This window comes from Caballeronia sp. GAWG1-1 (genome assembly GCF_023631465.1).
In the GTDB taxonomy this organism is placed as follows: Bacteria; Pseudomonadota; Gammaproteobacteria; order Burkholderiales; family Burkholderiaceae; genus Caballeronia.
This window is the reverse complement of record NZ_JALQDB010000002.1, coordinates 123,393-147,195: the sequence shown is the minus strand read 5'-3', so window position 1 is coordinate 147,195 and position 23,803 is coordinate 123,393. Positions and strand designations below refer to the sequence as shown.

At 62.9% G+C, this 23,803-nt stretch carries 27 protein-coding genes and 1 pseudogene; 8 read left to right on the top strand and 20 right to left on the bottom strand.

Annotation, left to right across the window (positions count from 1 at the left end):
• Positions 1-109: 109 nt before the first annotated feature.
• The 3 genes from lipA to NCT03_RS01065 form a co-directional block, all read right to left on the bottom strand.
• Positions 110-1,114, bottom strand: coding sequence for a lipoyl synthase (gene lipA, locus NCT03_RS01075; RefSeq protein WP_244826855.1), 1,005 nt, complete (start codon positions 1,112-1,114; stop codon positions 110-112).
• Complete coding sequence (gene lipB, locus NCT03_RS01070; protein WP_250491711.1) at positions 1,111-1,929, bottom strand: lipoyl(octanoyl) transferase LipB; 819 nt, start codon at positions 1,927-1,929, stop codon at positions 1,111-1,113. Before lipB ends, lipA begins: the two co-directional genes overlap by 4 nt.
• A 73-nt stretch (positions 1,930-2,002) precedes the next feature.
• Positions 2,003-2,329, bottom strand: coding sequence for a DUF2917 domain-containing protein (locus NCT03_RS01065; protein ID WP_244826854.1), 327 nt, complete (start codon positions 2,327-2,329; stop codon positions 2,003-2,005).
• 96 nt (positions 2,330-2,425) lie between these two features.
• Here NCT03_RS01065 and NCT03_RS01060 point away from each other — a divergent pair, with 96 nt between their 5' ends.
• Positions 2,426-3,406 (top strand): transcriptional regulator GcvA, encoded by a 981-nt coding sequence (locus NCT03_RS01060; RefSeq protein WP_250491710.1) that lies wholly within the window; start codon positions 2,426-2,428, stop codon positions 3,404-3,406.
• On the opposite strand, the gene NCT03_RS01055 is transcribed toward NCT03_RS01060, so the two are convergent.
• From NCT03_RS01055 to NCT03_RS01010, 10 genes are all read right to left on the bottom strand, one after another.
• Positions 3,390-3,686 (bottom strand): DUF493 family protein, encoded by a 297-nt coding sequence (locus tag NCT03_RS01055; RefSeq protein WP_244826853.1) that lies wholly within the window; start codon positions 3,684-3,686, stop codon positions 3,390-3,392. The genes NCT03_RS01060 and NCT03_RS01055 overlap by 17 nt on opposite strands.
• A gap of 29 nt (positions 3,687-3,715) precedes the next feature.
• Positions 3,716-4,609: a D-amino acid aminotransferase gene (locus NCT03_RS01050; protein ID WP_250491709.1), complete on the bottom strand. Its 894-nt coding sequence runs from the start codon at positions 4,607-4,609 to the stop codon at positions 3,716-3,718.
• 12 nt (positions 4,610-4,621) lie between these two features.
• Positions 4,622-5,836: a D-alanyl-D-alanine carboxypeptidase family protein gene (locus NCT03_RS01045; protein ID WP_502800337.1), complete on the bottom strand. Its 1,215-nt coding sequence runs from the start codon at positions 5,834-5,836 to the stop codon at positions 4,622-4,624.
• 535 nt (positions 5,837-6,371) lie between these two features.
• Positions 6,372-7,007 carry an alpha/beta hydrolase gene (locus NCT03_RS01040; RefSeq protein WP_250491708.1) on the bottom strand — a complete coding sequence of 212 codons (636 nt, stop codon included), beginning with the start codon at positions 7,005-7,007 and terminating at the stop codon, positions 6,372-6,374.
• Between the two features lie 28 nt (positions 7,008-7,035).
• On the bottom strand, positions 7,036-7,365 hold the full coding sequence (locus NCT03_RS01035) for a (2Fe-2S) ferredoxin domain-containing protein (protein WP_244826850.1): 330 nt from the start codon (positions 7,363-7,365) through the stop codon (positions 7,036-7,038).
• Between the two features lie 52 nt (positions 7,366-7,417).
• Complete coding sequence (locus NCT03_RS01030; RefSeq protein WP_250491707.1) at positions 7,418-8,578, bottom strand: VanZ family protein; 1,161 nt, start codon at positions 8,576-8,578, stop codon at positions 7,418-7,420.
• A 16-nt stretch (positions 8,579-8,594) separates the two neighbouring features.
• Positions 8,595-9,230 (bottom strand): ABC-type transport auxiliary lipoprotein family protein, encoded by a 636-nt coding sequence (locus NCT03_RS01025; protein WP_250491706.1) that lies wholly within the window; start codon positions 9,228-9,230, stop codon positions 8,595-8,597.
• A gap of 19 nt (positions 9,231-9,249) precedes the next feature.
• Complete coding sequence (locus tag NCT03_RS01020; RefSeq protein ID WP_244826847.1) at positions 9,250-10,218, bottom strand: MlaD family protein; 969 nt, start codon at positions 10,216-10,218, stop codon at positions 9,250-9,252.
• Positions 10,219-10,282: 64 nt separating this feature from the next.
• Complete coding sequence (locus NCT03_RS01015; protein WP_244826846.1) at positions 10,283-11,161, bottom strand: ABC transporter ATP-binding protein; 879 nt, start codon at positions 11,159-11,161, stop codon at positions 10,283-10,285.
• Positions 11,162-11,167: 6 nt separating this feature from the next.
• On the bottom strand, positions 11,168-12,295 hold the full coding sequence (locus tag NCT03_RS01010) for an MlaE family ABC transporter permease (protein WP_244826845.1): 1,128 nt from the start codon (positions 12,293-12,295) through the stop codon (positions 11,168-11,170).
• 185 nt (positions 12,296-12,480) lie between these two features.
• Between NCT03_RS01010 and relB the strand changes: the two genes are divergently transcribed.
• The 6 genes and pseudogenes from relB to NCT03_RS00980 all read left to right on the top strand — a co-directional run bounded on the left by relB (position 12,481) and on the right by NCT03_RS00980 (position 15,335).
• Positions 12,481-12,672, top strand: a complete 192-nt coding sequence (gene relB / locus NCT03_RS01005; RefSeq protein ID WP_250491705.1) for a type II toxin-antitoxin system RelB family antitoxin — start codon at positions 12,481-12,483, stop codon at positions 12,670-12,672.
• Complete coding sequence (locus tag NCT03_RS01000; RefSeq protein ID WP_250491704.1) at positions 12,662-12,946, top strand: type II toxin-antitoxin system RelE/ParE family toxin; 285 nt, start codon at positions 12,662-12,664, stop codon at positions 12,944-12,946. The genes relB and NCT03_RS01000 overlap by 11 nt, the downstream gene beginning before the upstream one ends.
• Before the next feature lie 139 nt (positions 12,947-13,085).
• Positions 13,086-13,988, top strand: coding sequence for a biotin--[acetyl-CoA-carboxylase] ligase (locus tag NCT03_RS00995; protein WP_250491703.1), 903 nt, complete (start codon positions 13,086-13,088; stop codon positions 13,986-13,988).
• Positions 13,985-14,089 (top strand): annotated as a pseudogene (locus tag NCT03_RS00990) (type III pantothenate kinase); the annotation flags it as partial. The gene NCT03_RS00995 and the pseudogene NCT03_RS00990, both read left to right, overlap by 4 nt.
• A 162-nt stretch (positions 14,090-14,251) precedes the next feature.
• Complete coding sequence (locus NCT03_RS00985) at positions 14,252-15,079, top strand: type III pantothenate kinase (protein WP_502800336.1); 828 nt, start codon at positions 14,252-14,254, stop codon at positions 15,077-15,079.
• Between the two features lie 16 nt (positions 15,080-15,095).
• Positions 15,096-15,335 carry a hypothetical protein gene (locus NCT03_RS00980; protein WP_244826841.1) on the top strand — a complete coding sequence of 80 codons (240 nt, stop codon included), beginning with the start codon at positions 15,096-15,098 and terminating at the stop codon, positions 15,333-15,335.
• A gap of 322 nt (positions 15,336-15,657) precedes the next feature.
• Here the strand turns inward: NCT03_RS00980 and rfaE2 are convergent, their stop codons facing one another.
• The 7 genes from rfaE2 to NCT03_RS00945 all read right to left on the bottom strand — a co-directional run bounded on the left by rfaE2 (position 15,658) and on the right by NCT03_RS00945 (position 22,784).
• A complete protein-coding gene (gene rfaE2 / locus NCT03_RS00975; protein ID WP_250491702.1) occupies positions 15,658-16,140 on the bottom strand; it encodes a D-glycero-beta-D-manno-heptose 1-phosphate adenylyltransferase in 483 nt (160 codons plus the stop codon).
• A 147-nt stretch (positions 16,141-16,287) separates the two neighbouring features.
• Positions 16,288-17,163 (bottom strand): ferritin family protein, encoded by an 876-nt coding sequence (locus tag NCT03_RS00970; protein ID WP_244826839.1) that lies wholly within the window; start codon positions 17,161-17,163, stop codon positions 16,288-16,290.
• Positions 17,164-17,556: 393 nt separating this feature from the next.
• Complete coding sequence (locus NCT03_RS00965) at positions 17,557-18,555, bottom strand: MerR family transcriptional regulator (protein WP_250491701.1); 999 nt, start codon at positions 18,553-18,555, stop codon at positions 17,557-17,559.
• A 329-nt stretch (positions 18,556-18,884) separates the two neighbouring features.
• Positions 18,885-19,619, bottom strand: a complete 735-nt coding sequence (locus NCT03_RS00960) for a PhaM family polyhydroxyalkanoate granule multifunctional regulatory protein (RefSeq protein WP_250491700.1) — start codon at positions 19,617-19,619, stop codon at positions 18,885-18,887.
• A 36-nt stretch (positions 19,620-19,655) separates the two neighbouring features.
• Complete coding sequence (locus NCT03_RS00955) at positions 19,656-20,483, bottom strand: enoyl-CoA hydratase/isomerase family protein (protein WP_250491699.1); 828 nt, start codon at positions 20,481-20,483, stop codon at positions 19,656-19,658.
• Between the two features lie 18 nt (positions 20,484-20,501).
• Entirely contained in the window at positions 20,502-21,671 is a 1,170-nt protein-coding gene (locus NCT03_RS00950; RefSeq protein WP_502800333.1) for an ABC transporter substrate-binding protein, read from the bottom strand.
• Positions 21,672-21,797: 126 nt separating this feature from the next.
• Entirely contained in the window at positions 21,798-22,784 is a 987-nt protein-coding gene (locus NCT03_RS00945) for a fumarylacetoacetate hydrolase family protein (RefSeq protein ID WP_250491698.1), read from the bottom strand.
• A 106-nt stretch (positions 22,785-22,890) separates the two neighbouring features.
• Here NCT03_RS00945 and NCT03_RS00940 point away from each other — a divergent pair, with 106 nt between their 5' ends.
• Positions 22,891-23,700 (top strand): IclR family transcriptional regulator, encoded by an 810-nt coding sequence (locus NCT03_RS00940; protein ID WP_250491697.1) that lies wholly within the window; start codon positions 22,891-22,893, stop codon positions 23,698-23,700.
• Positions 23,701-23,803: the final 103 nt, after the last annotated feature.

The window sequence follows — 23,803 nt, the reverse complement described above, 5'->3', positions numbered from 1 at the left end:
CTTCGTGTGGGCGAAGTTCACGCCATCTGCGCGCTGTCGCCAAAAAAAAACCCACGGTCTCCGTGGGTTTTCTTCTTCGTGCGAAATGCAGGAAAGGCAGTAAGCAGCTTTAAACCACGCCAGCGCCATGCGCCTGCAAATCCGCGTGATAGCTCGAACGGACCATCGCGCCGACTGCCGCGTGCGTGAAGCCCATCTTGTACGCTTCTTCCTCGTACATCTTGAACGTGTCCGGATGCACGTAAGCCCGCACCGGCAGATGATGCTCCGACGGTTGCAGGTACTGGCCGATCGTCAGCATGTCGACGTCGTGCGCGCGCAAATCGCGCATCACCTGAAGAATTTCTTCCTCGGTTTCGCCAAGACCGACCATCAGCCCGGACTTGGTCGCGACCTCCGGATGCAGCGCCTTGAAGTCCTTCAAGAGCTTGAGCGAATGATGATAATCCGAGCCCGGACGCGCTTCCTTGTAGAGACGCGGCACGGTTTCCAGATTGTGGTTCATCACGTCTGGAGGCGCGGCGGTCAAAATGCCGATCGCGCGATCCAGCCGGCCACGAAAGTCCGGCGTCAAGATTTCGATGCGCGTTTCCGGCGAATGCTCGCGCACCTGCCGAATGCACTCGACGAAGTGCGCCGCCCCGCCGTCACGCAGATCGTCGCGATCCACGCTCGTGATCACCACGTACTTCAGCTTCAGCGCGCCGATGGTGCGCGCGAGATTCAACGGCTCTTCCGCATCGAGCGGGTCTGGACGGCCGTGGCCCACGTCGCAGAACGGACAACGGCGCGTGCATTTGTCGCCCATGATCATGAACGTGGCCGTGCCCTTGCCGAAGCACTCGCCGATATTCGGGCAGCTCGCTTCTTCGCAAACCGTATGCAGATTGTGTTCGCGCAGAATCTGCTTGATCTCGTTGAAACGCGAACTGCCGGTGGCCGTGCGTACGCGAATCCATTCCGGCTTCTTGAGCTTTTCGATCGGGATGATCTTGATCGGGATGCGCGCGGTTTTCGCCTGCGCCTTCTGCTTCGCGGTGGCGTCGTAGGCGGCGGGCGGAACGGCGGTGTTGCCGTCGGTCGATCCAGCAAGATTTGCGGTTGCGTCAGTCATTCGCTTGATCCGTTTGAGTCTGCTTGGACGGCGGCGCCGTCGTGCAATTGTGCGGCGGCAGCAGGAACGCCGTCGATCTGATGCGCCAGCCGTTCGGCGAGCGTTGCGGCTACGTCGCGCCAGTCGGCTTCGACGCCGAGCGTCGCCATGTCGACCGTTTCGAGTCCCGCGTAGCCACACGGGTTGATCGCGAGGAAGGGCTGCAGGTCCATCCTCACATTGAGACTCACGCCGTGATAACTGCAGCCGTTGCGAATCTTGAGTCCCAGCGCGGCGATCTTCGCGCCTTCGTGCAGCGCGTGTGAATTGGCGTTGGCGCCCAGTTCCGTGTGCAGCGCGGAAGGCTTCGCGACATAAATGCCAGGCGCGCCGACCTTACGATCCGTGACAAGATTATACGATGCAAGGGTTTCGATCACGGCCTCTTCGATCCGGCGCACCAGTTCACGCACCATCAGCTTGCGACGCCGCAGATCGAGCAGCAGATAGGCCACGATCTGACCAGGCCCGTGATAGGTAATTTGTCCGCCGCGATCCACCTTGATGAGCGGAATGCCGCTGTCGGCCAGGAGCAGATGCGCCGGGTTGCCGGCAAGTCCGAGCGTGAACACGCGCGGATGCTCGACGAGCCAGATTTCGTCTTGCGTCTCGGCCGTGCGCGCGTCGGTGAAGGCGCGCATCGCGTCGAAGCTTTCCTGATAAGGCTCTAAGCCGCGCCAGCGCAAAGTGACCGGATGGTCGCCGAAGCGGAAGACGCTGGACGGTTCGGCGGGAGTGGAGCGTTCCGGCGCGAAAGCGGTGGAAATGGCGGACATGATTCCGATAGTTTACCGAAATCGCTCGATGCCCGCCGACGCTGAACCCGAAGATAATGCGCCGGACCGCGCTTCAGACCGTGCGCCAGCCCGAACGCAACCGCTGCGCGAGACGTTCGATGCTCGTCGATACCCAGTGGATCGCGCGCTCGTCGCAGCGCGGCACAATGGTGAAGACGACTTGCGCGGGGCGGTCGCCGTCCACCGAAAGCCATAGGCGTTCGCGTTCGCGCAACTTGAGCTGGTCGCCGGGCACGAGCCAATAGTCTTCGGTGTCGTTGCTGCGCGTCGCCCAGACCGTGCTGCCTTGCACCGAAAGCCGCGTGCCACGCACGATGCGCATCGGCACCGTTTCGCCCGGCTTGATTTCGAACATGACGCTTGTTGATATTTCTCGCATGATCCACTCCGCAAAAGGAACGTTTCGATGACTACAATCCTAGGCGTGACAAGGCGTTGAACCAAACGATCAATTTTCACTGCTATGTGAGCCAGATTGACAACCGACCCTCAGACTATCCATACAGATTTGCGCCAGTTGCCCGCTCTGAATGCGCTTCGAGCGTTCGAAGCCGCCGCGCGTCATGAGAGTTTTTCGCGCGCCGCCGACGAGCTTTTCGTGACGCACGGTGCGGTGAGCCATCAGATTCGCGCACTCGAAGCCGAACTGGGCGTGCCGCTTTTCGCGCGCGACGGCAAGCGCGTGCGCCTGACCGATCGCGGCCGCCAGTACGCCGTCGAAGTGCGGGCCTCGCTCCTTTCGCTGGCCGAATCCACACGACGAATTCGTTCCGGCGACCGAGACCGTCGCTTGATCGTGTCGATGCTTTCGTCGTTCTCGGCGCGCTGGCTGACGCCGCGCGTGGGCAAATTCATCGAGAAGCATCCGGAAGTGGATCTGGAACTGCACTCGACGAACGCGCTCATCGACTTCAATCGCGACGACGTGGACCTCGCGATTCGCTTCGGCTACGGCAAATACGCCGGTCTGCATACAGAAGAGTTGCTCGACGAAGTGTTCTTCCCCGCGTGTTCGCCGCGCTTCAACGGCGGCAATCTGCCGCGCACGCCGGCCGATCTGGCGAACCTGCCGCTGCTGCGTTCGAACGACGAGTTGTGGCGCCCGTGGTTCGACGCCGCCGGCCTGACTGAAACGCCGGAACCGAAGCGCGGCGTTCTGTATGAGGATTCGTCGAATCTGCTGCAGGCGGCGATCGACTGTCAAGGAGTCGCGCTGGTGCGAAGGTCGCTGGCGATGCAGGAAATCATTGCGGGAAGGCTCGTGCGGCTATTCAACGTGGATGGTCCGAGCCCGTGGACCTATTTCTTCGTCTGCCCGCCCGCGGCGATGCAAACCGCGCGCGTGCAGGCATTTCGCAACTGGATTTTCGACGAAGCCGAGCAGTTCCGGCAGCTCTACGAACGCACGCCCGCAGTCTGCGACGCACCCGAAAGCACGCTCAAAGCACTACCTTGACCATGGGATGGCCGGTCAGCGCGCGATAGATGTCGTCCAGATGCGCGCGGTTCTGCGCGCGCACAGTGCAAGTCAGGCCGGTGTAATTGCCGCCCGACGAAGGCCGCGCTTCGACGCGCCCGTCGTGAAACTCGTTGTCGTATTCACGCAGTACGTTGACGATCGCGTCCTGAAACTCCGGATGCGTCTTGCCCATCACCTTGATCGGAAAGTCGCACGGAAAGTTGAACAACGCGTCGATGTCGGGGTTTGCGGCGGTTTGGGGTTTGGATTCGGACATGGCTTTCTCCTTCGCATGGCGCGGTTCGCTCACAGGCCGAACTCGCGCGTCTTGGCTCGCTGATAAGCGCCATACAGCGCAGCATAAGCCGCGCCGGGCCGGCCGTCGCCAACGCGCTGACCGTCGAGCGTCGTAATCGGCATGACCTCTTTGGTCGCCGAACTGATCATGAGTTCATCGGCCGCGCGCAGTTCGGCTTCGGTGATGTCACGTTCCTCGAACACGATGCCCGCTTCCTTCGCCAACTCTTCGATGAGGCTGTAACGGATGCCTTCCAGAATGCGCGGTCCACGCGGCGCGCCGAGGAGCGTGCCGCCTTTTACTACCCAGACATTTGAGGACGAACCTTCGGTTAGCAAGCCGTCGCGCAACTGGATGGTTTCCAGCGCGTCGTGTTCGGCGGCGTGCTGCGCCATGAGCACATTGCCGAGAAGCGAGGTCGATTTGATATCGCAATGCAGCCAGCGCTTGTCTTCGGCGGTGACGGCGGCCGCGCCGCGAGCCCGCGCCTCGACGCTCGGAAACACGAGTTGTCCGACCATGACAAACACGGTCGGCGTGATGCCCGCCGGAAAGGCGTGGCCGCGCCGCTTCGCCACGCCGCGCGTGACCTGGATGTAGACGAGCGCATCGCCGGCGCCGGCGTTCGCTTCGATCGCACGGGCGATCAACGCGCGCCAGCCGGCATCGTCGAAAGGATTGGCGATGCTGATCTTGCCGAGACTGCGTTCGAGTCGCGCGAGATGCTGAGTCAGGCGAAACGGCAGACGCTCGCCGTTTGCCTGCGCGTAGAGCGGCACGACTTCGTAGATGCCATCGCCGAAAATGAAGCCCCGGTCCAGCACCGGAATGCGCGCTTCGGAAAGCGGCCCCCACTCTCCGTTCAGATAGACCGTTGGGTCGAAGTCTTCGGCGATGCTCATCGAACCTGCTCCTTACTTACGCTTTTGCCACATCAACAAAGCCGAATCCCACAAGCGGCCGAAGATGCCGGCTTCCGGCACGTCCTGCAGCGCGACCAGCGGGAACTGCGCGACGTCCTTGCCGTCCGCGACCATCTTGACGGTGCCGATCTGCTGGCCCTTCTTGATAGGCGCGATCAGCAAATCGTTACGCGTGACCGTGGGCTTGACCTTTTCGCCGAGACCCTTAGGCACGGTGATGTACTGATCCGTCTCGACGCCCGCCTGCACGTTGTCGGACGCGCCCTTATAAACGCGCGGCGATTCGATCACCTGATTCGCCTTGAAGAGACGCACCGCGTCGTAGGCCGTGTAACCGTAGTTCAGCATCTTCAGGCTGTCTTGCACGCGCGCGGATTCCTTCGGCTCGCCCATCATCACGGCGACCAGACGGCGGCTCGCATCGGGCGTGCCGACGAGCGGACGCTTGGCCGTCGCGATCAGGCAATATCCCGCCGCCTTGGTGTGACCAGTCTTGAGACCGTCGACGGAAGGATCGAGCCACAGAAGACGATTGCGATTCGGCTGCTTGATCTTGTTGTACGTGAAGTCGCGTACCGAGAAGATGCTGTAGTACTCAGGGAAGTCGCGGATGAGGCGCGTGGACAGCACCGCCAGGTCGCCCGCCGTCGTGTAGTGCTGCGGGTCGGGCATGCCGTTTACATCGGCGAAATTGGTGTGCTTCATGCCAATGCGCTTGGCGCCGGCGTTCATCAGCGTGACGAAGTTGCCTTCGCTGCCGCCGACGAGTTCGGCAAGCGCGATGGCCGCGTCGTTGCCCGACTGGATGATCATGCCGTAGACCAGGTCATGCACGGTTACCGGCTTGTTCGCCTCGATGAACATGCGCGACTCGTCCGTCTTCACGCGGCGCACGGCCTCGGTCGGCATCACCGTCTGGTCCATGTTGATCTTCTTCGACTTCAACGCGTCGAAGACGAGGTATGCGGTCATCAGCTTGGTGAGCGATGCCGGTTCCACACGCTCATCCGGATTGCCCGATGCGAGCACCTGGTTGCTGGTGGCGTCGACGAGCACCCACGAATGCGCGGTGACGTCCGGCGGCGGGACTTGCGCAAAGGCGCTCGCGGCGGCGAGCACGGCGGGCATCACGATAGCGGCTTGCAACGTGCGACGCTCAATTGCGGAAACGGGAGAAACAGACAAGCCGGAAGGGAAAAAGCGCATAGGATCGGTCGGAAGAAGAAGCATCGGCGTTTCGCCGGGTGTGATCGGCGTTGGCGAAACGCGGGTTGAACAGGTGGACCGTCGATACCGGTCGCGCTAGTTGCTCGTGCTGCCAGCCAATGGTCTTCGACTGGTCATGCGAACTCGCGCTTACTCGACAGACGGACGCGCCATCGAAGTCTATCGCCGCGCACGCGGAGAAAACCGTGAGCGTTCCGACGCCCGGGCAACATGGGTACGAAACGCAGGTCTTCGAATATCGCGTGAGCCCGCATGAAAGCTTGCGCGCTCGGGCGCCAGGTCTTCGCTGCGTCACGCAACATGAAAGGCCATTCGGCAGGACGTTTGCTCACGCTCGCAGCAAAAAATTCTGCGTCATTATACGCGCGCCGAGGGTGCGGTTTCCGATGAATCTACGGACAAGACGCGTGTTTTCACGTTTGCCGCGCCGCAATTCGAGGGAATACGCCGATAGCCATTCGAGCGCCGATTCGCGCGGCGAAACGCTCGATGACGACGAGATTGAAACGCTCTTTCAGCGCCAGGCATCGACGATGATGCGTTTCAAAACATGCAGTTTGCGATGGAAGAAATGCTCGCCGCCCGGTATCACGACAACCGGCAATTCCTGCGGGCGCGCCCAGTCGTAGACGGAGGAAATGGGCACGGTCTCGTCCACTTCGCCGTGGATCACGAGCGTGCTTTCGGGCACGGGCGCGACTTCCCAGCGGCTCGCAGCGGTGCCCGCAAAGACCATGCGCTCGATGCTCTTGCCGCTTTCGACGAGCCGCTTCGCGACATGCGACAGCACGAAGGTGCCGAACGAAAAGCCCGCGAGCACGAGCGGCACGTCTTCCTGACCCGGCTGCGCGCGCATGTGGTCGATGAGCGCGAGCAAGTCGTCCTGTTCGCCGATACCGTTGTCGTGCTCGCCCGCCGACTGGCCGACGCCCCGAAAGTTCGAGCGATACGTCGTGTAACCGAGTTGCACGAAGGTACGCGCGAGCGTCTGCGCGACCTTGTTGTCCATCGTGCCGCCGAAGAGCGGATGCGGATGCGCGACGAGCGCGATTCCGCGCGGCGCTTTATCGGCGGCATCGGTCCGGTCGAGCGCGACTTCGATCTTGCCCACTGGACCGTCGATCAGGAATTTTTCGGTTTGCGCGTTCATCGGGTTACTGAGTCTGGGTCACAAGCGGTCACGCGGGTTGATCGATCAGAAGGCGCTCGACGATCTTGCCGTTCGCAAGATGCGAATCGACGATCTCGTCGATGTCGGTTTCGTCGATATACGTGTACCACGTGCCTTCCGGATACACGACGAGCACGGGTCCAAGTTCGCATCGGTCGAGACAGCCAGCCTTGTTGATGCGCACGTTGCCCTCGCCCGCGAGGCCGAGTTTCTTCACGCGCTTCTTCGCGTGTTCCTGCATTTGCTGCGCGTTGCAATTGGCGCAGCTCGGGCGCGCGGCGTCGGCATCGCGCTGATTTAGGCAGAAGAACACGTGGTACTTGTAGAAAGAGTCCATGGCGTGGGGCCTCGAGTGTGTTCGGATCGATTATAGCGAGCGATGTTCATGCCTACCCGGCCCGCGCCCGCCGCCGCGCGAGCCACGCGCGCTCCGCCGCCGACGCGAGCCAGCCGAGCGCCGCGTAAGGCCACACCCACGCTAGCCAGTGCAGAAGGCCGTTGAAGTGCAGATAGCGCCCTTGCCGCCAGTCGGCCAGCACGATGTCGAAGTACGGATTCAGCGGCAGCAGATTGACGAGCGCAAGCCCCGCGACGAGCGCCGCGCCGGCAAGCACGGCGCGCAACGAGCGTGGCAATGCAACCGACAGCACGGCGGCCAGCGCGCCGATCGCAATGCCTTCGAGCGCACCGTCCGTTGCCCAGTCGTAAAAAAGTCCCGCGCGCGATTGCAGAAACGTCGCGGCCGCCTTGGCGAACAACGTCGCGATGATCAGGCCGAGCATCAGCCGGATGCGGGGCGCGCGCTCGCGCGTGAGCAAGGTTGCAAGTACGAGCGCAGCATACAGATTGCACGACGTGATGATCGCTTCCCATGCGTCGTCGGGCAGGAGCGCGCCGAGCCGGTCCGACCAGGTTTCGAGGTCCCACGAGGCGGGTGCCCAGGCGAGGATCGCGTCCTGCATCGCGGGATCGAGCCCGTCCCAAAGCGCGCGCGGCAGGTCGCCACCGCCGAACAGATAAGGCGCGGGGAACATGCCGGCGAACGGCCACAGCGCCGTCAATCCGATCACATACGCCGCGTGCCGCTCGAACCAGGTGAAGCGGATGCGCCTGAGCCAGCCGCGATCGAGCAGCGCACTCGTCGCGGGCGCGATCAGCACGCCGCCGACGAGCGCGCCGAACGCATTGGCGGCGAGATCGAGATTGGAGGCGACGCGCGTCGGCAAGTAAGTCTGGATGGCTTCCATCGCGCCCGACAGAAGCGCGCCGCCGAAGAGCGCGAGACACACCGCCACCGATCCCCTGAAGCGCGGATAAAGCGCCAGCACGATCAACGCGCCGAGCGGCATGTAGCCGAGCACGTTGGTGATGACATCGAACGCGGTCAGATACTGCGGCAAGGGATCGGCGATGAAAGCAAACGGCCCGATGCCGAGCGTGCGCCAGCCCGAAAACGGATACAGCGACGCATAGACCACGAGCGTCGCGTAAGCGGCGAGCGCCTGCCGGGAAAACGCCGACGGGCGGCGCTGCCATTGCTTGATCGTCATGAGCCGCGCGAATGCCTCATTGTGCGGCGGCGGTGAGCGGCTGCTTGTCGAGCCACGCGCTGAGTTGCGAAATCATCTCGTCGGACGCGGCGGCGAGCGCGCGTGCGCCGCCCGCCGCGTCGCCGGTGGGCGCGCTCGCTTCGGTGCTGAAGCTGCGTTGTGCGACGACGCGTCCTTGCTGCGTGAGCGTCGCGCGCACCGCGACCAGACCGTGGCTGCGCTCGGGCGCATCGAAGACTTGCTCAAAACGCGTGAGTTCGACTTCGAGCAAGGCCGCGCGCACCGGATCGGCGCCCGTAAGAACCGGACCGCGCGCCGACAAGCTGTCGCGCAGACGTTGCGTCAGGAGTTGCGCGGGCGGCATCGTCCAGTGACTGTTCGAATAGTTGCCGGTGCGTTGTGCATCGACATAACTGAGCCGGTAGATGAAGTCGTCCGTTTCGAGATTGCGCGGCGCGCTAACGGCCAGCACCTTGACCGGCGGCGTGGTAGCCGGCGTGCTGTTCGCGCTCTGGTCGATGGCGGGCGCGACGCCCAGGTCGTAGCGCACGTTCGGCATCGCCGATGGCGTGGACGCGCACGCCGCGAGCATCGTCATGCAGGCGAGCGCGAGCGCGGCGGTCATCGTCATGTTGCGGTGGTCGTTATGCATAGCGTTCCTTCGAATCACGTCAATGCGCCGTCGGCGTCGGGCTTGCGGGCCACGCGAAACCCGGTTCGCCCGGCCCCGGCGACTTCTGCGGCGCGCCGAACAACACGCTGCGCGGATTGGTGCTGAATGCATCGGCGGCGCGGTCGACGGAACGCGCGGCGCTGCCGACGTCGTCGGTGAACGAGTAAAGGCGCGGCAACGCTTCGAAGCCCACGCGCGCCGTCACGTTGCGCAGCGACTCGTTCATGTCGGTGAGCGCCGCAGCCGCCTGGTCGGCCGCGTTGCCTGCCTTGTTCAGATTGGTGACGAACGGGCCGTCGGGCCGGTTCAGGTTTTGAATCAGCGTATTGGTCGATGCCAGCGTGCGGTCGAGTTGCTTGAGCGTCTGCGGCAAATGCTCGGTCGCGGGCGACACCTGATTGGTAAGTGTCGCAATGCCGTCGGCGGCATTTTTCAGGCTCTTCGTCGTGTCGAGCAACTGGACGCGCACATCGTCGGAGAGGAACTTGTCGGCATCTTCGGAGAGGCGTTCGAAGCGCTTCAGAATAACGTCGCCGCGCTCCTGCAATTGTTCGAAGAGACCGGGACGCATCGGCACTTCGGCCACGTTCTGCGCCGACGATGGCAACGCGCTCGGATCTTTCCCCGTGTCGTCGAGCTGCACGAACGCGATGCCCGTCACGCCCTGAAAGCCGAGCGTGGCGAAGGTGGAATGCGTCATCGGCGCGTTCTGGTCGACGAGAATGCGAATGCGGATCTGCCCGGGATGCGCTTTATCGAAGCGAATGGACTGCACCTTGCCGACGCCGAGACCGCGATAACGCACGGAGGCGTCCGTAAAAAGCCCGGTCACGTTGGTGCGGGCGATGAGGTCGTAAGGCACGCGCACCGTGCGGTCCACGTTGAAGAAGAACACCGCGAACGCAATGGCGAGCACGAGAACGATGGTGAACAGTCCGGTCCAGAACGCATGTGATTTGTTTTCCATCGTCATGTTCCTTTGCTTGCTGGCTCGCGCGTGCGGTGGCCTTCGCGTCGTTGGCGGGAGGTGCTCATTTGTTGACGCTGATGGTCGCGTCCTCCAGCGCGGCGGCGGGCAGCTTTGCGCGGCGTTCGGGCGGCAGCGCCTGCAATGCGCGCCGGCCCCGCCGCCCCAGGAAATATTCGCGGATGAACGGATGATCCACCGCGCACGCTTCTTCCACGGGGGCCGCGACCAGTACGCGCCGGTCCGCCAGCACGGCGACACGGGTGGACAGCGCGACCATGGTATCGAGATCGTGTGTGACGAGCACGACAGTCAGCCCGAGCGCGCGATGCAGGGTCGCGATGAGATCGACGAATTCATCGGAGGCCTTCGGATCGAGACCGGCGGTGGGTTCGTCGAGAAACAGCAGTTCCGGTTCCAGCGCAATGGCCCGCGCGATGCCCACGCGCTTCACCATTCCGCCCGATAACGCCGACGGCATCTTGCTCGCGTGCTTGCACGACAGCCCGACCATTTCCAGCTTGAGCATGACGAATTCGCGGATCAGGTCTTCGGGAATCTTGCCGAGCTCGCGAAACGGCTGCGCGATGTTGTCGTACACCGAAAGCGACGAGAACAGCGCGCCTTGCTGAAACATCATGCCGGAACGCGTGCGCATCATTTTCGCGGTTTCGTCGTCCATGTGCGCCCATTCCTCGCCGAGCACGCGGATACTGCCCGAAGTCGGCGATTCGAGGCCGAGAATCTGCCGCACGAGCGTGGTCTTGCCCGAGCCCGAGCCGCCCAGCAACGCGACGATCTCGCCGCGCCGCACATCCAGATTCAGATGCTCGTGAATCACCGTTCGGCCATAGCGCTTGGTGACGTCGCGCACTTCGATCACTGGCTCGGCGATGACGGGCGGCGGCTGATGACGAACGGCAGTGGCAAGGGTCGTCGACATATGCGCCTATAGCCCCACGTTCTGAAACAGGATGGCGAAGACGGCATCCGCGAGAATCACGATGGTGATGGAACTGACCACGGAAGTCGTCGTGCCTTCGCCGAGACTCTGCGAATTCGCCTTGATGCGAAAGCCGAAGTGACACGCGGCAAGCGCGATCAGCATGCCGAACACCACGCCTTTGCCGAGTCCGATCCACAAATTGGCGATAGGCACGACCGAAGGCAGCGAGCGGATGAAGAACGAGATGTCGATGGACAACACGAGCTTCGCCGCGACCGCGCCGCCCGTCAGCGCGATGATGTTGGTCCACATGACGAGCAGCGGCATGGCGATACCGAGCGCGATCACGCGCGGCAAGACGAGCCGCAGACCGTGCGGGATACCCATGACCTGCATGGCATCGAGTTCTTCCGTCACTCGCATGACGCCGATCTGCGCGGTGATGGCCGAACCCGAGCGTCCGGCGACGAGAATCGCGGAGAGCACCGGCCCGAGTTCGCGGATCACCGAGAGTCCGAGAATATTCACGATGTACTGATTCGCGCCGAACACGCGCAACTGCTGCGCCGACAGATAACTGAGCACGATGCCGATCAGGAACGCGACCAGCGCGGTGATGGCGAGCGCCTGCGCGCCGGCGCTGTAGATGTTCGCGGAGATTTCGACCCAGGGAATGCGCCTCGGCCGCCGCACGAGCCCGAAGAGATCGAGGACGAAGCCGCCGAACATCGACAGGCCGCCTTGCAGATGGTCGAAGAAGCCGAAGATCAGTTCCCCGAGCCGCGTGACCGGGTTGGTGCGCGTGACGACTTCGGGCTCTTCGCGTTCGGCGTCGAGCAGCGCGACGCGTTCGAAGATTTCGCGTTGCGTGTCCGACAGCGCGATGGTCGCCGGCATGCGGCGGCCCCACACGCGCCAGAGCGCTTGTCCGCCGACGTGATCGAGCCGCTCGACCGACAGCAGATCCCATTGGCTGATGGCTTCGCGCCCGACCGCGCGCAGCCGCCGCGTCACACCGCTCTTGGCCCGGTCGCGCGCGAGCGCAAGCGCGGTCCACTGGCCCGAGAGCCGAACCACCTTGCCTTGCTGACCAGCTTCCACACTGAGGCGGGGCGGCGTGTCGAAGTTCAAGGAGCGATGCGCGTCAGAACGCGGCGTGAAGGGGAGAGGACATTGTAACGAAGGTTAATGAGGCGGCGCTGTTATGGCGCGGGGGTTGTGGGATGGCTGTATCCGCTATGTTGGCCGTTCGGCAGACCTGTGACGCGTGTGCCCCCTTGCGATATCATCGTTTGACCAGTCAACTTGAATGCGAAATGGCTAAAGACCTCGACCCCCTGATTCACGAATTCGATACCGTCGAAGAAGCCGAAGCCTATGACAAGTGGTTTCGAGCGGAAATCGATGCTTCGCTGGAAGACCCGCGACCGTCCATTCCGCACGACCGGGTGTTGGCGGACATGGAGGCACTGATTTCAGCGAAACGAAAGACACGCAATGATCGTTGAGTGGCGACCGCGTGCAATCAGGCGGCTCACGGAGATCTACGAGTACATCGAAGAACGCGATCCGCAGGCAGCCGAAAAGCTTTTCGAGCTCGTGATGAATGCTGTGGCAACTTTGCCTGACAATCCCTACGTTTATCGACGCGGACGCGTGCCAAATACCCGCGAGCTCGTCGTTCATCCGAACTATCTCGTGATATATCGCGTCACGGATCGAATTACGGTTATTAACGTGCTTCATGCGCGGCGCCGTTATCCGAGAGACAACGATAGCTGACGGTTTCCGAGGCCGCGAGAAAACTGCAGCGCCTACGAATCATAGGCTGTGATTTCTGCTTTTCGCGCGCCCGAATATTCGCTGTCCGGGCGCGCGCGTCGTATGTAACGAGCGCCGGCACGCCGCTACAATACCCGCCATGAACCCACCCTCTTCCTTCGCCCCGGACGCGCCGTGGCGCATCGACCGTAACCGGCTCGCGACGCTGGCCGAGCGGCCTGCCCGCGAGTGGACCATCGAAATCGTCGATGAAACGGGCTCCACGAATGCCGACCTGCTCGCGAAATTTCGCGCCCAGCCGCGCGACAAATCGCACGAGGAAGCGAGCGCGCCGCTTGCGCGCATCGCTTATTTGCAGACAGCGGGACGCGGAAGACGTGGCCGCGCGTGGCTCGCGGAGCCGGGCAACGCGCTTCTGATGTCGGTCGGTTATGTGCTGAAGCGGCCCATCGAGGGCCTTTCGGGTCTAAGTCTCGCCATCGGCACCGCCGTGCTCGACGCGCTCGCGCGCCTACCGCTCACGCCGTCCGCGCGTCCGGCGCTCAAGTGGCCCAACGACGTTCTGCTCGACGACGGCAAGCTCGCGGGCATCCTCATCGAAACGGCATGGAGCACGCCGCAAGCGACCGCGGTGGTGATCGGCATCGGCATCAACTTGCATGGCGTCGAACGGCTCGCCGCTCAGGTCGACGACGTGCACCGCCAAGCAAACGTCGCCGCGCCGGGCGCGTCCCCGGCCGCGCTTGCGCGCGCCTGGCCGGATGCGAACCTTACCGAGACGCTCGCTGCGCTATTGAACGCGCTCGACGCCGCGCTGCCGCGCTTCGAAGCCGAAGGCTTCCGCCCGTTTCGGCAGCGCTGGATGGACGCGCATGCCTACGCCGGGCGCGAAGTCGTGTTGATCGATCAGGGTCTGGAAGTGACGCGTGGCATTGCGGCGGGTGTGGATGACGGAGGCCATCTGCTGATCGACGCGCCCGAAGGACCGCGCGTCGTCGCAACGGGCGAACTGAGTTTGCGCCTGGCGAAGGAGCGTCCGTGAGCGAGGCGCCGTGTTTGCTGATCGACGCGGGCAATAGCCGGATCAAATGGGCGCTCGTGGATTCGCGCGGCGAGTGGATGGCGAACGGGGCGTTCGAGCATGAGCGTGATGAGACGGGTCTTGGCGACGTCGTGAAGCCGCTTCATGGTGCGCTCGATGCACGCGGCTCCGCGCTCTCGCAAACGCCCGCGCAAAGTGACTTAATGCCGAAGTCGCCTCATGACGCGGCCGATGCACGCGGCTTCGCGTTCGCACAAGCGACCGTGCAAGCTGACCCGGCGCCGAAGCCGCTTCATGACGCATTCGAGGCACGCGATTCGTCGGCGCACACGCACTCGAATAAAGCATCCAACGGCGATGACGCGTCCATAACGTCCGAAGCAACAGCAACAGCGACGCCATCGACCGAAGCCGCCTGGTCCGCGTTACCCACGCCATCGAGCGTGTGGATTTCCAACGTGGCAGGTCCATCAGTGCAAGCGCGCATCGAACGTATGCTGGATGCACGCTGGCCCAATCTGCGGCGAACGGTCGTCCGGGCGAAAGCGCGGCAATGCGGCGTCGTCAATGGCTACACGGCACCGGAACGCCTCGGCAGCGACCGCTGGTCAGGCATGATCGGCGCGAGGGCAGCGTTTCCGGGCGAACATCTGCTGATTGCCACCTTAGGCACGGCGACGACGCTCGAAGCCTTACGCGCGGATGGCACGTTCATCGGCGGCCTGATCGCGCCGGGCTGGTCGTTGATGATGCAATCGCTCGGCAGCAACACGGCGCAGTTGCCGACGCTCGATGCCGCATCGGCACGCGCCGCGCTCGACCGAACCGCGAGTCGCTTCGCCACCGATACCGCCGCCGCGCTTTCCGCCGGCTGCCTGCTCGCGCAAGCGAGTCTCATCGAGCGCGCGTGGCACGATCTGCGCGCGCAATGGCAAGCCGAAGTGCGTCTCGTGCTGGGCGGCGGCGCTGCGAATGAAATCGCGGGCGCGCTGTCCGTGCCGCATACTCGCCATGATTCACTCGTGCTGTCCGGCCTGGCGCTCATCGCGCGCGACGCGACTGCGCCGATATCTCGCAAACTCTCTGATTGATTGACGGAGCCCAAGCATGCTGCGCTGGCTGATCGCCCTACTCATTCTGGCCAATCTGCTGATGTTCGCGATCGTGCGCAGCACTTTCGGACCGCTACCCGCGGCCGGCGCGCGCGAGCCGCATCATCTGCTGGAACAGGTGCATCCGGAAACGCTGGTGACGCGGGCGCTGCATCCCGAAGAGGCGGCGGATCAGCCGCAAGTCGGCGCGCCCGCGCCTGCTGCAAATGTGCAGGAGCGGCCGCTTGGCCAGTGACTGCGTACGGCGCGCGCTTCGTTTTCGATCCCGCGCCTGCCGCGAATTCAGGTGCGCTCACTTGGTCGGTGAGTGCACATAACGTGTGAGTTCGTCGCTGTTCGTGAACGCCTCACCGTGCGGCCCAGCCTGATAGTCGGCCGGTGATTCAATGCGTGGGCTCGCATCTGCGCCGGCGGTGTCCTCGTGTTTGTCGGTGTGCAATTCGGCGTCGAGTGCATGTACTGCTCGGCGTGCAAACCCTTATGTGTGCCTTGGCGAATGAATGCGCGCAGCCTTGACGGGCGATTCCCTTGCCTTGCGCCTATGCCCGGTGAACACCTCAACCCTGCGCGCGAACCTTCCTGAGCAACGCAGTCGTCGACCGGTCATGCTCGAACGGAATGGCCAGCGCCGTGCCGCCCCAACCTCGCACGAGCGCCGATTCCGCGAGCTTGTCCATGTCGTAATCGCCGCCCTTCACGAGCACATCGGGATGCACTGCATCGATGAGTTGCAGCGGCGTCGTCTCTTCGAACTTCACCACCCAGTCCACGCTCTCGAGCGCCGCCAGCAACGCCATGCGATCGTCTTCGCGATTGATCGGCCGATCGTCGCCCTTGCCGAGCGTGCGCACGGAGGCATCGCTGTTCACGCCGACGATGAGCGTCGCGCCAAGCGCTTTCGCATCCGCGAGATAACTGACGTGACCGCGATGAAGAATGTCGAAGACGCCGTTGGTGAAAACAACCGGTCCGGCGAGGGTTAAGCGAAGCGCGGCGAGCGCATCGCGCGTGGTGATCTTGCGTTCGAAAGTGGCGGGCATGGCGGCGCTCAGTGCAGTAGAACTCGAAGCGCGATTGTGCCACGCGAGTACGTTCCTCCGAACGTCCTCCAGAGGTCATAAGCAAAACGGCCCGCCGGATTGCTCCGGCGAGCCGTTTCACCCATTGCGACCGACGCCAGCCAGAACTCAGGCAGGCTGTTCCGCCGCACCGCCCGATGCCGCTTGCAGACGCTGCACCACTTCCTTGCGATAGCGGTTCAACTCCTGCGCGGTCACGAACGAGCGCTCGAAAAGAATCGAGAGGTTGTGCAGTATGCGCTCCACGACCTTCTTTTCCCAGCTGTCGTCAAAGCGGATCTGGTCGTCGAGCCAGCGCTCGAGCCATTCGGGGTCCGGCAGACGCGACTGCACCGTATCACGCGGAAATAGCGCCTGATTCACATGCAGATTCGTGGGATGCAGCGGCTTTTCCGTGCGACGCGCCGACGCCATTAACACGCCAATCTTGGCGAAGGCGGCGCGCGCAGTGTCGCCCGCTTGCACGAGCGCCTTCTTCATGTAGCGAAGATACGCGCCACCGTGACGCGCTTCGTCGCGCGAAATGGTTTCGTAGATATGCTTGATGACAGGCTCGGTATGCCATTCGGCCGCACGGCGATACCAGTGATTCAGGCGAATCTCGCCGCAGAAATGCAGCATGAGCGTTTCGAGCGGCGGCGCGGGATCGAATTCGAAGCGCACTTCGTGCAGTTCTTCTTCGCTCGGCACGAACTCGGGTTTAAAGCGCCGCAGATATTCCATCAGGACGAGCGAGTGCTTCTGTTCTTCGAAAAACCACACGCTGATGAAAGCCGAGAAGTCACTGTCGTTGTGATTGTCACGCAGGAACATCTCGGTTGCAGGAAGAGCGGACCATTCGGTGATCGCGTTCATCTTGATCGTCTTGGCCTGCTCGTCGGTGAGCAGAGACGCGTCGAACTTGTCCCATGGAATGTCCTTCTCCATGTCCCAACGGACGGATTCCAGCGATTTGTACAGTTCCGGATAAAGCATGGTGTTCATTGTCCACCCCTGATGCCACTTATGCGACGTTATATCTAAGATCTTCGGCACGAGCGTGCGGCGCGAATTGCTGCACGCAAGCAGCCAAGCTTTCAATTTTACGCGGGATTGCGACGGCCAAAGACGAAAACCGACAATGAAGCGCCAGATAATGGCGCGCGGTACGCCTTGCGCTCCGCGTAAACACTGCACTTACGTGCAATGTTGCGTTGTCAGCGTCTTTTCTACCGTGGGTGAGGAGCGAGTCCTGTGCCTGAGGTATGTTCGATCGGCAGGCGCGTGTGCTGCCCGAGGCGTTGTTCCGCAGATGATGCCTGCCGCTGCCGACTGTCATGTGACATGGTCGAGGCTCGCCGCAATTGCGCCGAGCCCTGCGTCAGCGGCGTTCGCCGATCATAGCACGGCGGATTGACGCCACTCGGCCACTGTTTCGTCGATAGGTCCAAGTCCAGGGAGGTGGTCGACGCCTTCCTGAAACTTGCGACGCAATGCAGGACTGCTACCGCCGACCCAAATGCGCACGTTTGGTGGAAGCATGTTGCGCAGGTCCGTTACGCCATTGGCGATGGACTGCGCCGGAAGCACGGCCGAAAACGACAGCGCCACGATATCGATGTCATGCATCTTCACCGCTTCGACGATATCGGTGAGCGGTGTCTGCAGGCCGAGCTGCATGCAGTCGCATTCAGACAGAGTAAACATGGCCTCCGCCATCAGAATGCCAAGCCCGTGACCTTCGCCCGACAAAGTGGTGAGCAGCACGCGCGGGCGTCCGCCACGTCCGCGCAGCGCATCGGAGAGCGGTCGAATCAGGGAGCGCAGAGTGCTTTGAATCGCTTCGCTGAAGAGGTGCTCGTGATACACCTGCAGCGTACCCGCCGCCCACGCATTGCCGACGCGAGCCGCGAGCGGCGCCGCCACGTCCACGACGAAACGTTCCAAACCGTCGCGGGTCGCGCGCTTCAGGAGCAGAAAGCGGAACTCGTCGTAGGCGCCCGAGCGCAGCAGCGAAACCATGTGATCGAGTTCGACGTCCGGCGCATCCTGTCCCACACCCGACGACTGCGCCAGTTCCTGCAGTGCTTCGACTGGTTGCACGAGAACCTTGCTCGGCCGATGCCCCGCATCCAGCAGACGTTTGACAAGCCGCAGCTTGGATACCTGCTCTTGCGGATACAGGCGTTCGCCACCGGCTGAACGCATGGGTTGCGGAAAGCCGTAGCGGCGCTCCCAAACGCGCAAGGTGTCTTTTGTCAGACCTATTTCCTGCGCGATTGCACCAATACCAACGCCAGATACCGCGAATTCAGCCGAATGGCTGTAGGACGATCTTTCGGATGACGCCGTCCCGTCGGGCACCCGTTCGAATTCTTGCTCAGATTGATTTGTCATGGACAATTCGGATTGAAAGCGAACACACGTACCCTCGCACAAGGCGTTCCCGGCAACGCGGTTGGACAAAACCTTCCGAACAACCATCCAATCATAGACAAAAACTAGTCCGATCAGCGGCGTCGCGATTGCGGGGAACGAACGATTGCCATACAACGAACCGCCCGCGATACGTCCGGGCGGACTGTTGCGCTATTGGATATACGGAGTGAGTTGGCGTTTGGACGCACGCCGAGCGTTAAAAGTGGAATCGGGCAGAGCATACGAGGAACTTGCCCGAAAGCAAAAATAAGCCGGAGGAATGTGTGTGCCCCCGGCGGCTAGCTCGACTACTCTGCTTTCTTACGCGGCGCGGCTTTCCTTGCGGGCGCTTTCTTCGCGGCGGTATCGGACGCCTTGTCGCCGTTATCGGAGTCGGATGTCGAGGACGCCGCGGCGTCACCGGATTCCGGCTGTACACCCGGCGCGCCCGTCATGCCGGGCTGCATCATGGCGAGATGCGCCAGTTGGTTGAACTGCGATTGCAGCACGTTCCACCAGCCGCTCGGGTCGAACCCGGGCGGCAGCGCGGCATCCGCATTGGCTTCTTCCGACTCCTCGCTCGACGCCGCCGGTTGCGCGGCCGTTTGTGGCGGAGGCGTTTCCTTCGCCGCGCCGGTCATCGGCCAGCCGGCTGCAGACTTCGGCTTCTCGGCAGGCGCTTGCTTGCCTTCCATCGACGTCTGCGCGTACGCGCCGAACGCACGCAACGTGGCGAGTGTCGCCCGCTGCACTTCTAGCGCCTGAATCGCCGATTGCAGCATGCTGAGGTTGAGCTTCAGCCACTGCTCGACCGCGCGCATGTCGGTCACGCGCTTGTCGAGTTCCTCGATGTTGGTGAGCGGCGCCATCATGTCGGACATCGCCGAAAGCGACGGACCCATGCCCTGACCGCCGCCCTGCATCGCGGCGGCGAACGGATTCAGGCGCATCAGCTCCCACATCTTGCCCATCATGTCGGCCTGGCCGAATCCGGGAAAACCGGGCATCGTGAATGGCGAGTTGCCGCCGGCGTTGTCGGTCATTGTTCTCTCCTCAGCAAGGTGTTCGGGTGCCCCGATTCAGAACGGCGCGCCGCCGGGGAAGTCCGGCGCGCGACGCTCTCGCAACGAGCGCATGCCTTCGTGCACGTCTGGTCCTGCAAAACCCATGAATTCGAGCGCGAGGGACGTATCGAATGTGGGTCCCGCCGAGCGCAGCCAGTTGTTCAGCGCGTACTTGGTCCAGCGGATCGCGGTCTGCGAGCCATGCGCGAGTCGGTTCGCAACTTCGAGCGCCTTCGGCATCAAGTCGCTTTCCTCGACCGCGAGCGACACGAGCCCGATGCGTTCCGCTTCCTCGCCGCTCACCGGCTCGCATAGCAACAGATAGTACTTGGCCTTGGCCATGCCGCACAGCAGCGGCCAGACGATGGCCGCGTGATCGCCCGCTGCAACGCCCAGGCGCGTATGGCCGTCGATGATGCGCGCCGTCTTCGATGCGATCGAAATATCCGCGAGCAAACCCGCGACGAGTCCCGCGCCGACGGCCGGACCATGCATGGCGGAAACGATAGGCTTGCTGCAGTTGATCACGTTGTACACGAGATCGCGCGCCTCGCGCCACACGCGGGCGCGCACGTCGAAGTCGTTGGCCATTTCCTCGACGAGCCCGAGATCGCCGCCCGCCGAAAAGCCCTTGCCTTCGCCGCGAATCAGCGCGACGCGCGTGTCGGGATCGCGGTCGATATCGCGCCAGATTTCCGCGAGTTCGCGATGCATGTTGGCATCGGCGGTAGAGAGGCCGCTTTTGTTCGCGCCCGCGCCGGGCATCACGACTTCGAGCACGCCATCCGCATGGCTGCGCAGTTCGAGCGAGCGGTAATTCGAGTACAGGGCAAGGTCGGTCATGTCGATGTCAGGTTGCGTTCAGCGCGGCTGATAGATCCATTTGCCGTCGCGAATCTCGACCATCACGCGCGCGCGTTGATCGAGACCGATGTGATCGTTGGGCGTCATGTTGACCTGCCCGTTGGTATCGGCGAACTGCTTCGTGCTTTCGAGCGCGTCGCGCAGCGCGGCGCGAAACGCGGGCGTGCCGGGCGCGCCCGCTTTCAACGCGATGGGCACGGCGCGATCGAGCAGCATGCCCGCATCCCACGCATACGAGCCGAACGCGGAGACCGAGCCCGCGCCCTGCTTCGTTTCGTACAGTTTGATGTAGTCGAGCGCGAGGCGCTTCGCCGGATGATCGTCGGGCAACTGGGCGGCGACGAGCACCGGGCTCGCAGGCAGAAAGGTGCCGTTGCAGTCCGTGCCACACACGCGCAGGAAATCGCGATTACCCACGCCGTGGTTGTGATAGACCTTGCCCTTGAAGCCGCGCTGCGCGAGCGTCTTGGGTGGCAAGGCGGCAGGCGTGCCGGCCGCGCCGACGACCACGGCATCAGGCTTCGCCGCAAGAATCTTGAGAATCTGGCCGGTCACGCTCGGGTCGGTGCGATTGAACCGCTCGTTGGCCACGACTTCGATCTTGTGGATCTGCGCGAACTTCGCGACTTCCGCGTAGAAGGTTTCGCCGAGCGCGTCTGCCTGGCCGATGAACGCAATCGTCTTCACGCCGTGATTGCTCGCGTGTTCCGCAATGGCCGATGCCATCATCGCGTCGGTCTGCGGCGTCTTGAAGACCCAGCGCCGCTTGTCGTCCACGGGCTCGATGATCTTCGCCGATGAAGCGAGCGAGATCATCGGCGTCTGACCTTGCGACACGACATCGATCATGGCGAGCGAGTTCGGCGTGATCGACGAACCGATGATCGCGTCGACTTGTTCTTCGCTGATTAGCTTCTTCGTGGTCTGCACCGCTTGCGTGGTGTCGGACGCGTCGTCGAGCACGATGTAGTCGACCGCTCGGCCGCCCATTTCCTTGGGCAGAAGCGCGACGGTTTCCCGAGCCGGAATGCCGAGCGATGCAGCCGGCCCCGTCAGCGAGAGCACGAGACCGATCTTCACGTGCGGCGTCTGCGCGATGGCCCCAGTCGTCATGAACACCGAGGCGAATGCCAGCGCCGCCGCCATCCTCCACTTGCCTTTGCGCATGGAACGTCTCCTTGTTGTTTTATTCGCGCTTTAGTTCGAACTTCATTCACGCCGCAGCGCCCGGCAAGTGTAAGACGGCAAAGACTCGCGACGCATCGGGCTAAACCCCGCCGCGCGCTCGGTGCCTTAGTGCTCCAGTTGCGTCACGGCCTGATCGATCGCGCCGAAAATGGACTTGCCGCGCTCGTCGAACATCTCGATCTTCACGCTGTCGCCGAACTTCATGAACTCCGTCTCTGCCGCGCCGTGCTCGATGACTTCGAGGCAGCGCTTCTCCGCGATACAGCAGTAGCCGCGCTGCGCGTCCTTGTTGGAGATGGTGCCCGAGCCGACGATGGACCCCGCGCGCAGGTTGCGCGTCTTTGCCGCGTGCGCGATCAACTGGCCGAAGTGGAAGACCATGTCGACGCCGCACTCCGGCTGACCGACCTTCTTGCCGTTCCAGTGCACGATCATCGGGCGATGCACGCGGCCTTCGCTCCAGGCGTCGCCGAGTTCGTCGGGCGTGACGGCCACGGGCGCGAACGCGCTCGCGGGCTTGCTCTGAAAGAAGCCGAAGCCTTTCGCCAGTTCGGGCGGAATCAGATTGCGCAACGACACATCGTTGACGAGCATCAGCAAGCGCACGCTCTTCAACGCTTCATCGGGCGTGGGCGCCATAGGGACATCCGACGTGATGACCGCCACTTCCGCTTCGAAGTCGATGCCGAACGATTCGGAGGCGCACACGATATCGTCCGTCGGCCCGATGAAATCGTCGCTACCGCCCTGATACATCAACGGATCGGTCCAGAACTCGGGCGGCATTTCCGCGCCGCGCGCGCGCCGCACGAGTTCGACGTGATTCACGTAGGCCGAGCCGTCCGCCCACTGGAAGGCGCGCGGCAGCGGCGCCATGCAGGCTTTGGGATCGAACGTGAAGCTATTGCGTGCGCGCGATTGATTCAGCGCTTCGTAGACGTCCATGAGTTGCGGCGCATAGAAGGCCCAGTCGTCGAGCGCGCGTTGCAGCGTCGAGACGATTCCATCGGCGATGGCCGCGGTGCGCAAGTCGCGCGAGACGACGACGAGTTGGCCGTCGCGCGTGCCGTCTTTCAGCGTGGCGAGTTTCATAGAGCGAAGGGTAAGCCGTGATGACGTTAAGGAAAATCTATTTTACGATGGTGAATCGCCGGTCGATGAGTCGGCCATTCGGCATAAGCCCTTTTACGCGCTCCAGATGGATGAATCCCAGGACGAAGACCTCGTCGACACCGCTTCAGAAAAAACCCGCTCGGGCATCCAATCGATCGAAGTCGGCTTTCGTCTGCTCGACGTGCTCACCAACGAACCGCGTGCCATGATGTTGCGCGATCTTGCGCAGCGGGCCGGCATGAGCCCGGCGAAGGCGCATCGCTATCTGGTGAGCTTCGTGCGGCTTGGGCTGGCATCGCAAGATCCTTTGTCGGGGCGCTACGAGCTCGGCGGCTTCGCCTTGCAGATGGGACTGGCACGCCTTGCACGCGTCGATGGCGTGAAGCTCGCGCGTCTGGCGCTTGCGCAATTGCGCGACAGGCTGGATCAGACGGTCGGCATCGCCGTGTGGGGCAATCAGGGGCCGACCGTCGTGCACTGGATGGAATCGAGCTATCCGGCGAAGGCATCGCTCAAGCTCGGCGACGTCATGCCGCTGCTTTCGTCGGCAACTGGTCTGCTGTTCGCGGCTTACCTGCCGCGCAGCAAGACGCAGGCGATGCTCGCGCGTGAACTCGCCACCACGAAGAAAACGCTCGCGGATGTCGAGCCGCTTCTCGCCGGTGTGCGCGAACATGGCGCGGCGCGCGTGGAAGGCATGCTGTTGCCATCGATTCATGCATTCTGCACGCCGGTTTTCGATTCGACGGGCGAACTCGCACTGGGTTTGATCGCACTGGGTCACGAAGGCGCGTTCGACACGCGCTGGGGCGGTGAAATCGATTCCGCGCTGCGTGAATGCGCGCGCGGTTTGTCGTATGAGCTGGGTTATGCGGAAGACGAGCGCTCGCTTTGACGCGTTTTGTAAAAGCTTCGCGTGCGAGGCGCATTCAAGGAACATCGTTTCGTTCAAATGTGTCGAAAACGTTCCTCGTGTTCCGTAACACGCGCCTTTCCGT

Bases quoted from the DNA above. Each gene is read 5' to 3' on its own strand.
- lipA (WP_244826855.1), bottom strand. From the start codon at position 1,114: ATGACTGACGCAACCGCAAATCTTGCTGGATCGACCGACGGCAACACC.
- lipB (WP_250491711.1), bottom strand. From the start codon at position 1,929: ATGTCCGCCATTTCCACCGCTTTCGCGCCGGAACGCTCCACTCCCGCC.
- NCT03_RS01065 (WP_244826854.1), bottom strand. From the start codon at position 2,329: ATGCGAGAAATATCAACAAGCGTCATGTTCGAAATCAAGCCGGGCGAA.
- NCT03_RS01055 (WP_244826853.1), bottom strand. From the start codon at position 3,686: ATGTCCGAATCCAAACCCCAAACCGCCGCAAACCCCGACATCGACGCG.
- NCT03_RS01050 (WP_250491709.1), bottom strand. From the start codon at position 4,609: ATGAGCATCGCCGAAGACTTCGACCCAACGGTCTATCTGAACGGAGAG.
- NCT03_RS01045 (WP_502800337.1), bottom strand. From the start codon at position 5,836: ATGCGCTTTTTCCCTTCCGGCTTGTCTGTTTCTCCCGTTTCCGCAATT.
- NCT03_RS01040 (WP_250491708.1), bottom strand. From the start codon at position 7,007: ATGAACGCGCAAACCGAAAAATTCCTGATCGACGGTCCAGTGGGCAAG.
- NCT03_RS01035 (WP_244826850.1), bottom strand. From the start codon at position 7,365: ATGGACTCTTTCTACAAGTACCACGTGTTCTTCTGCCTAAATCAGCGC.
- NCT03_RS01030 (WP_250491707.1), bottom strand. From the start codon at position 8,578: ATGACGATCAAGCAATGGCAGCGCCGCCCGTCGGCGTTTTCCCGGCAG.
- NCT03_RS01025 (WP_250491706.1), bottom strand. From the start codon at position 9,230: ATGCATAACGACCACCGCAACATGACGATGACCGCCGCGCTCGCGCTC.
- NCT03_RS01020 (WP_244826847.1), bottom strand. From the start codon at position 10,218: ATGGAAAACAAATCACATGCGTTCTGGACCGGACTGTTCACCATCGTT.
- NCT03_RS01015 (WP_244826846.1), bottom strand. From the start codon at position 11,161: ATGTCGACGACCCTTGCCACTGCCGTTCGTCATCAGCCGCCGCCCGTC.
- relB (WP_250491705.1), top strand. From the start codon at position 12,481: ATGGCTAAAGACCTCGACCCCCTGATTCACGAATTCGATACCGTCGAA.
- NCT03_RS01000 (WP_250491704.1), top strand. From the start codon at position 12,662: ATGATCGTTGAGTGGCGACCGCGTGCAATCAGGCGGCTCACGGAGATC.
- NCT03_RS00995 (WP_250491703.1), top strand. From the start codon at position 13,086: ATGAACCCACCCTCTTCCTTCGCCCCGGACGCGCCGTGGCGCATCGAC.
- NCT03_RS00980 (WP_244826841.1), top strand. From the start codon at position 15,096: ATGCTGCGCTGGCTGATCGCCCTACTCATTCTGGCCAATCTGCTGATG.
- rfaE2 (WP_250491702.1), bottom strand. From the start codon at position 16,140: ATGCCCGCCACTTTCGAACGCAAGATCACCACGCGCGATGCGCTCGCC.
- NCT03_RS00970 (WP_244826839.1), bottom strand. From the start codon at position 17,163: ATGAACACCATGCTTTATCCGGAACTGTACAAATCGCTGGAATCCGTC.
- NCT03_RS00965 (WP_250491701.1), bottom strand. From the start codon at position 18,555: ATGACAAATCAATCTGAGCAAGAATTCGAACGGGTGCCCGACGGGACG.
- NCT03_RS00960 (WP_250491700.1), bottom strand. From the start codon at position 19,619: ATGACCGACAACGCCGGCGGCAACTCGCCATTCACGATGCCCGGTTTT.
- NCT03_RS00955 (WP_250491699.1), bottom strand. From the start codon at position 20,483: ATGACCGACCTTGCCCTGTACTCGAATTACCGCTCGCTCGAACTGCGC.
- NCT03_RS00950 (WP_502800333.1), bottom strand. From the start codon at position 21,671: ATGCGCAAAGGCAAGTGGAGGATGGCGGCGGCGCTGGCATTCGCCTCG.
- NCT03_RS00945 (WP_250491698.1), bottom strand. From the start codon at position 22,784: ATGAAACTCGCCACGCTGAAAGACGGCACGCGCGACGGCCAACTCGTC.
- NCT03_RS00940 (WP_250491697.1), top strand. From the start codon at position 22,891: ATGGATGAATCCCAGGACGAAGACCTCGTCGACACCGCTTCAGAAAAA.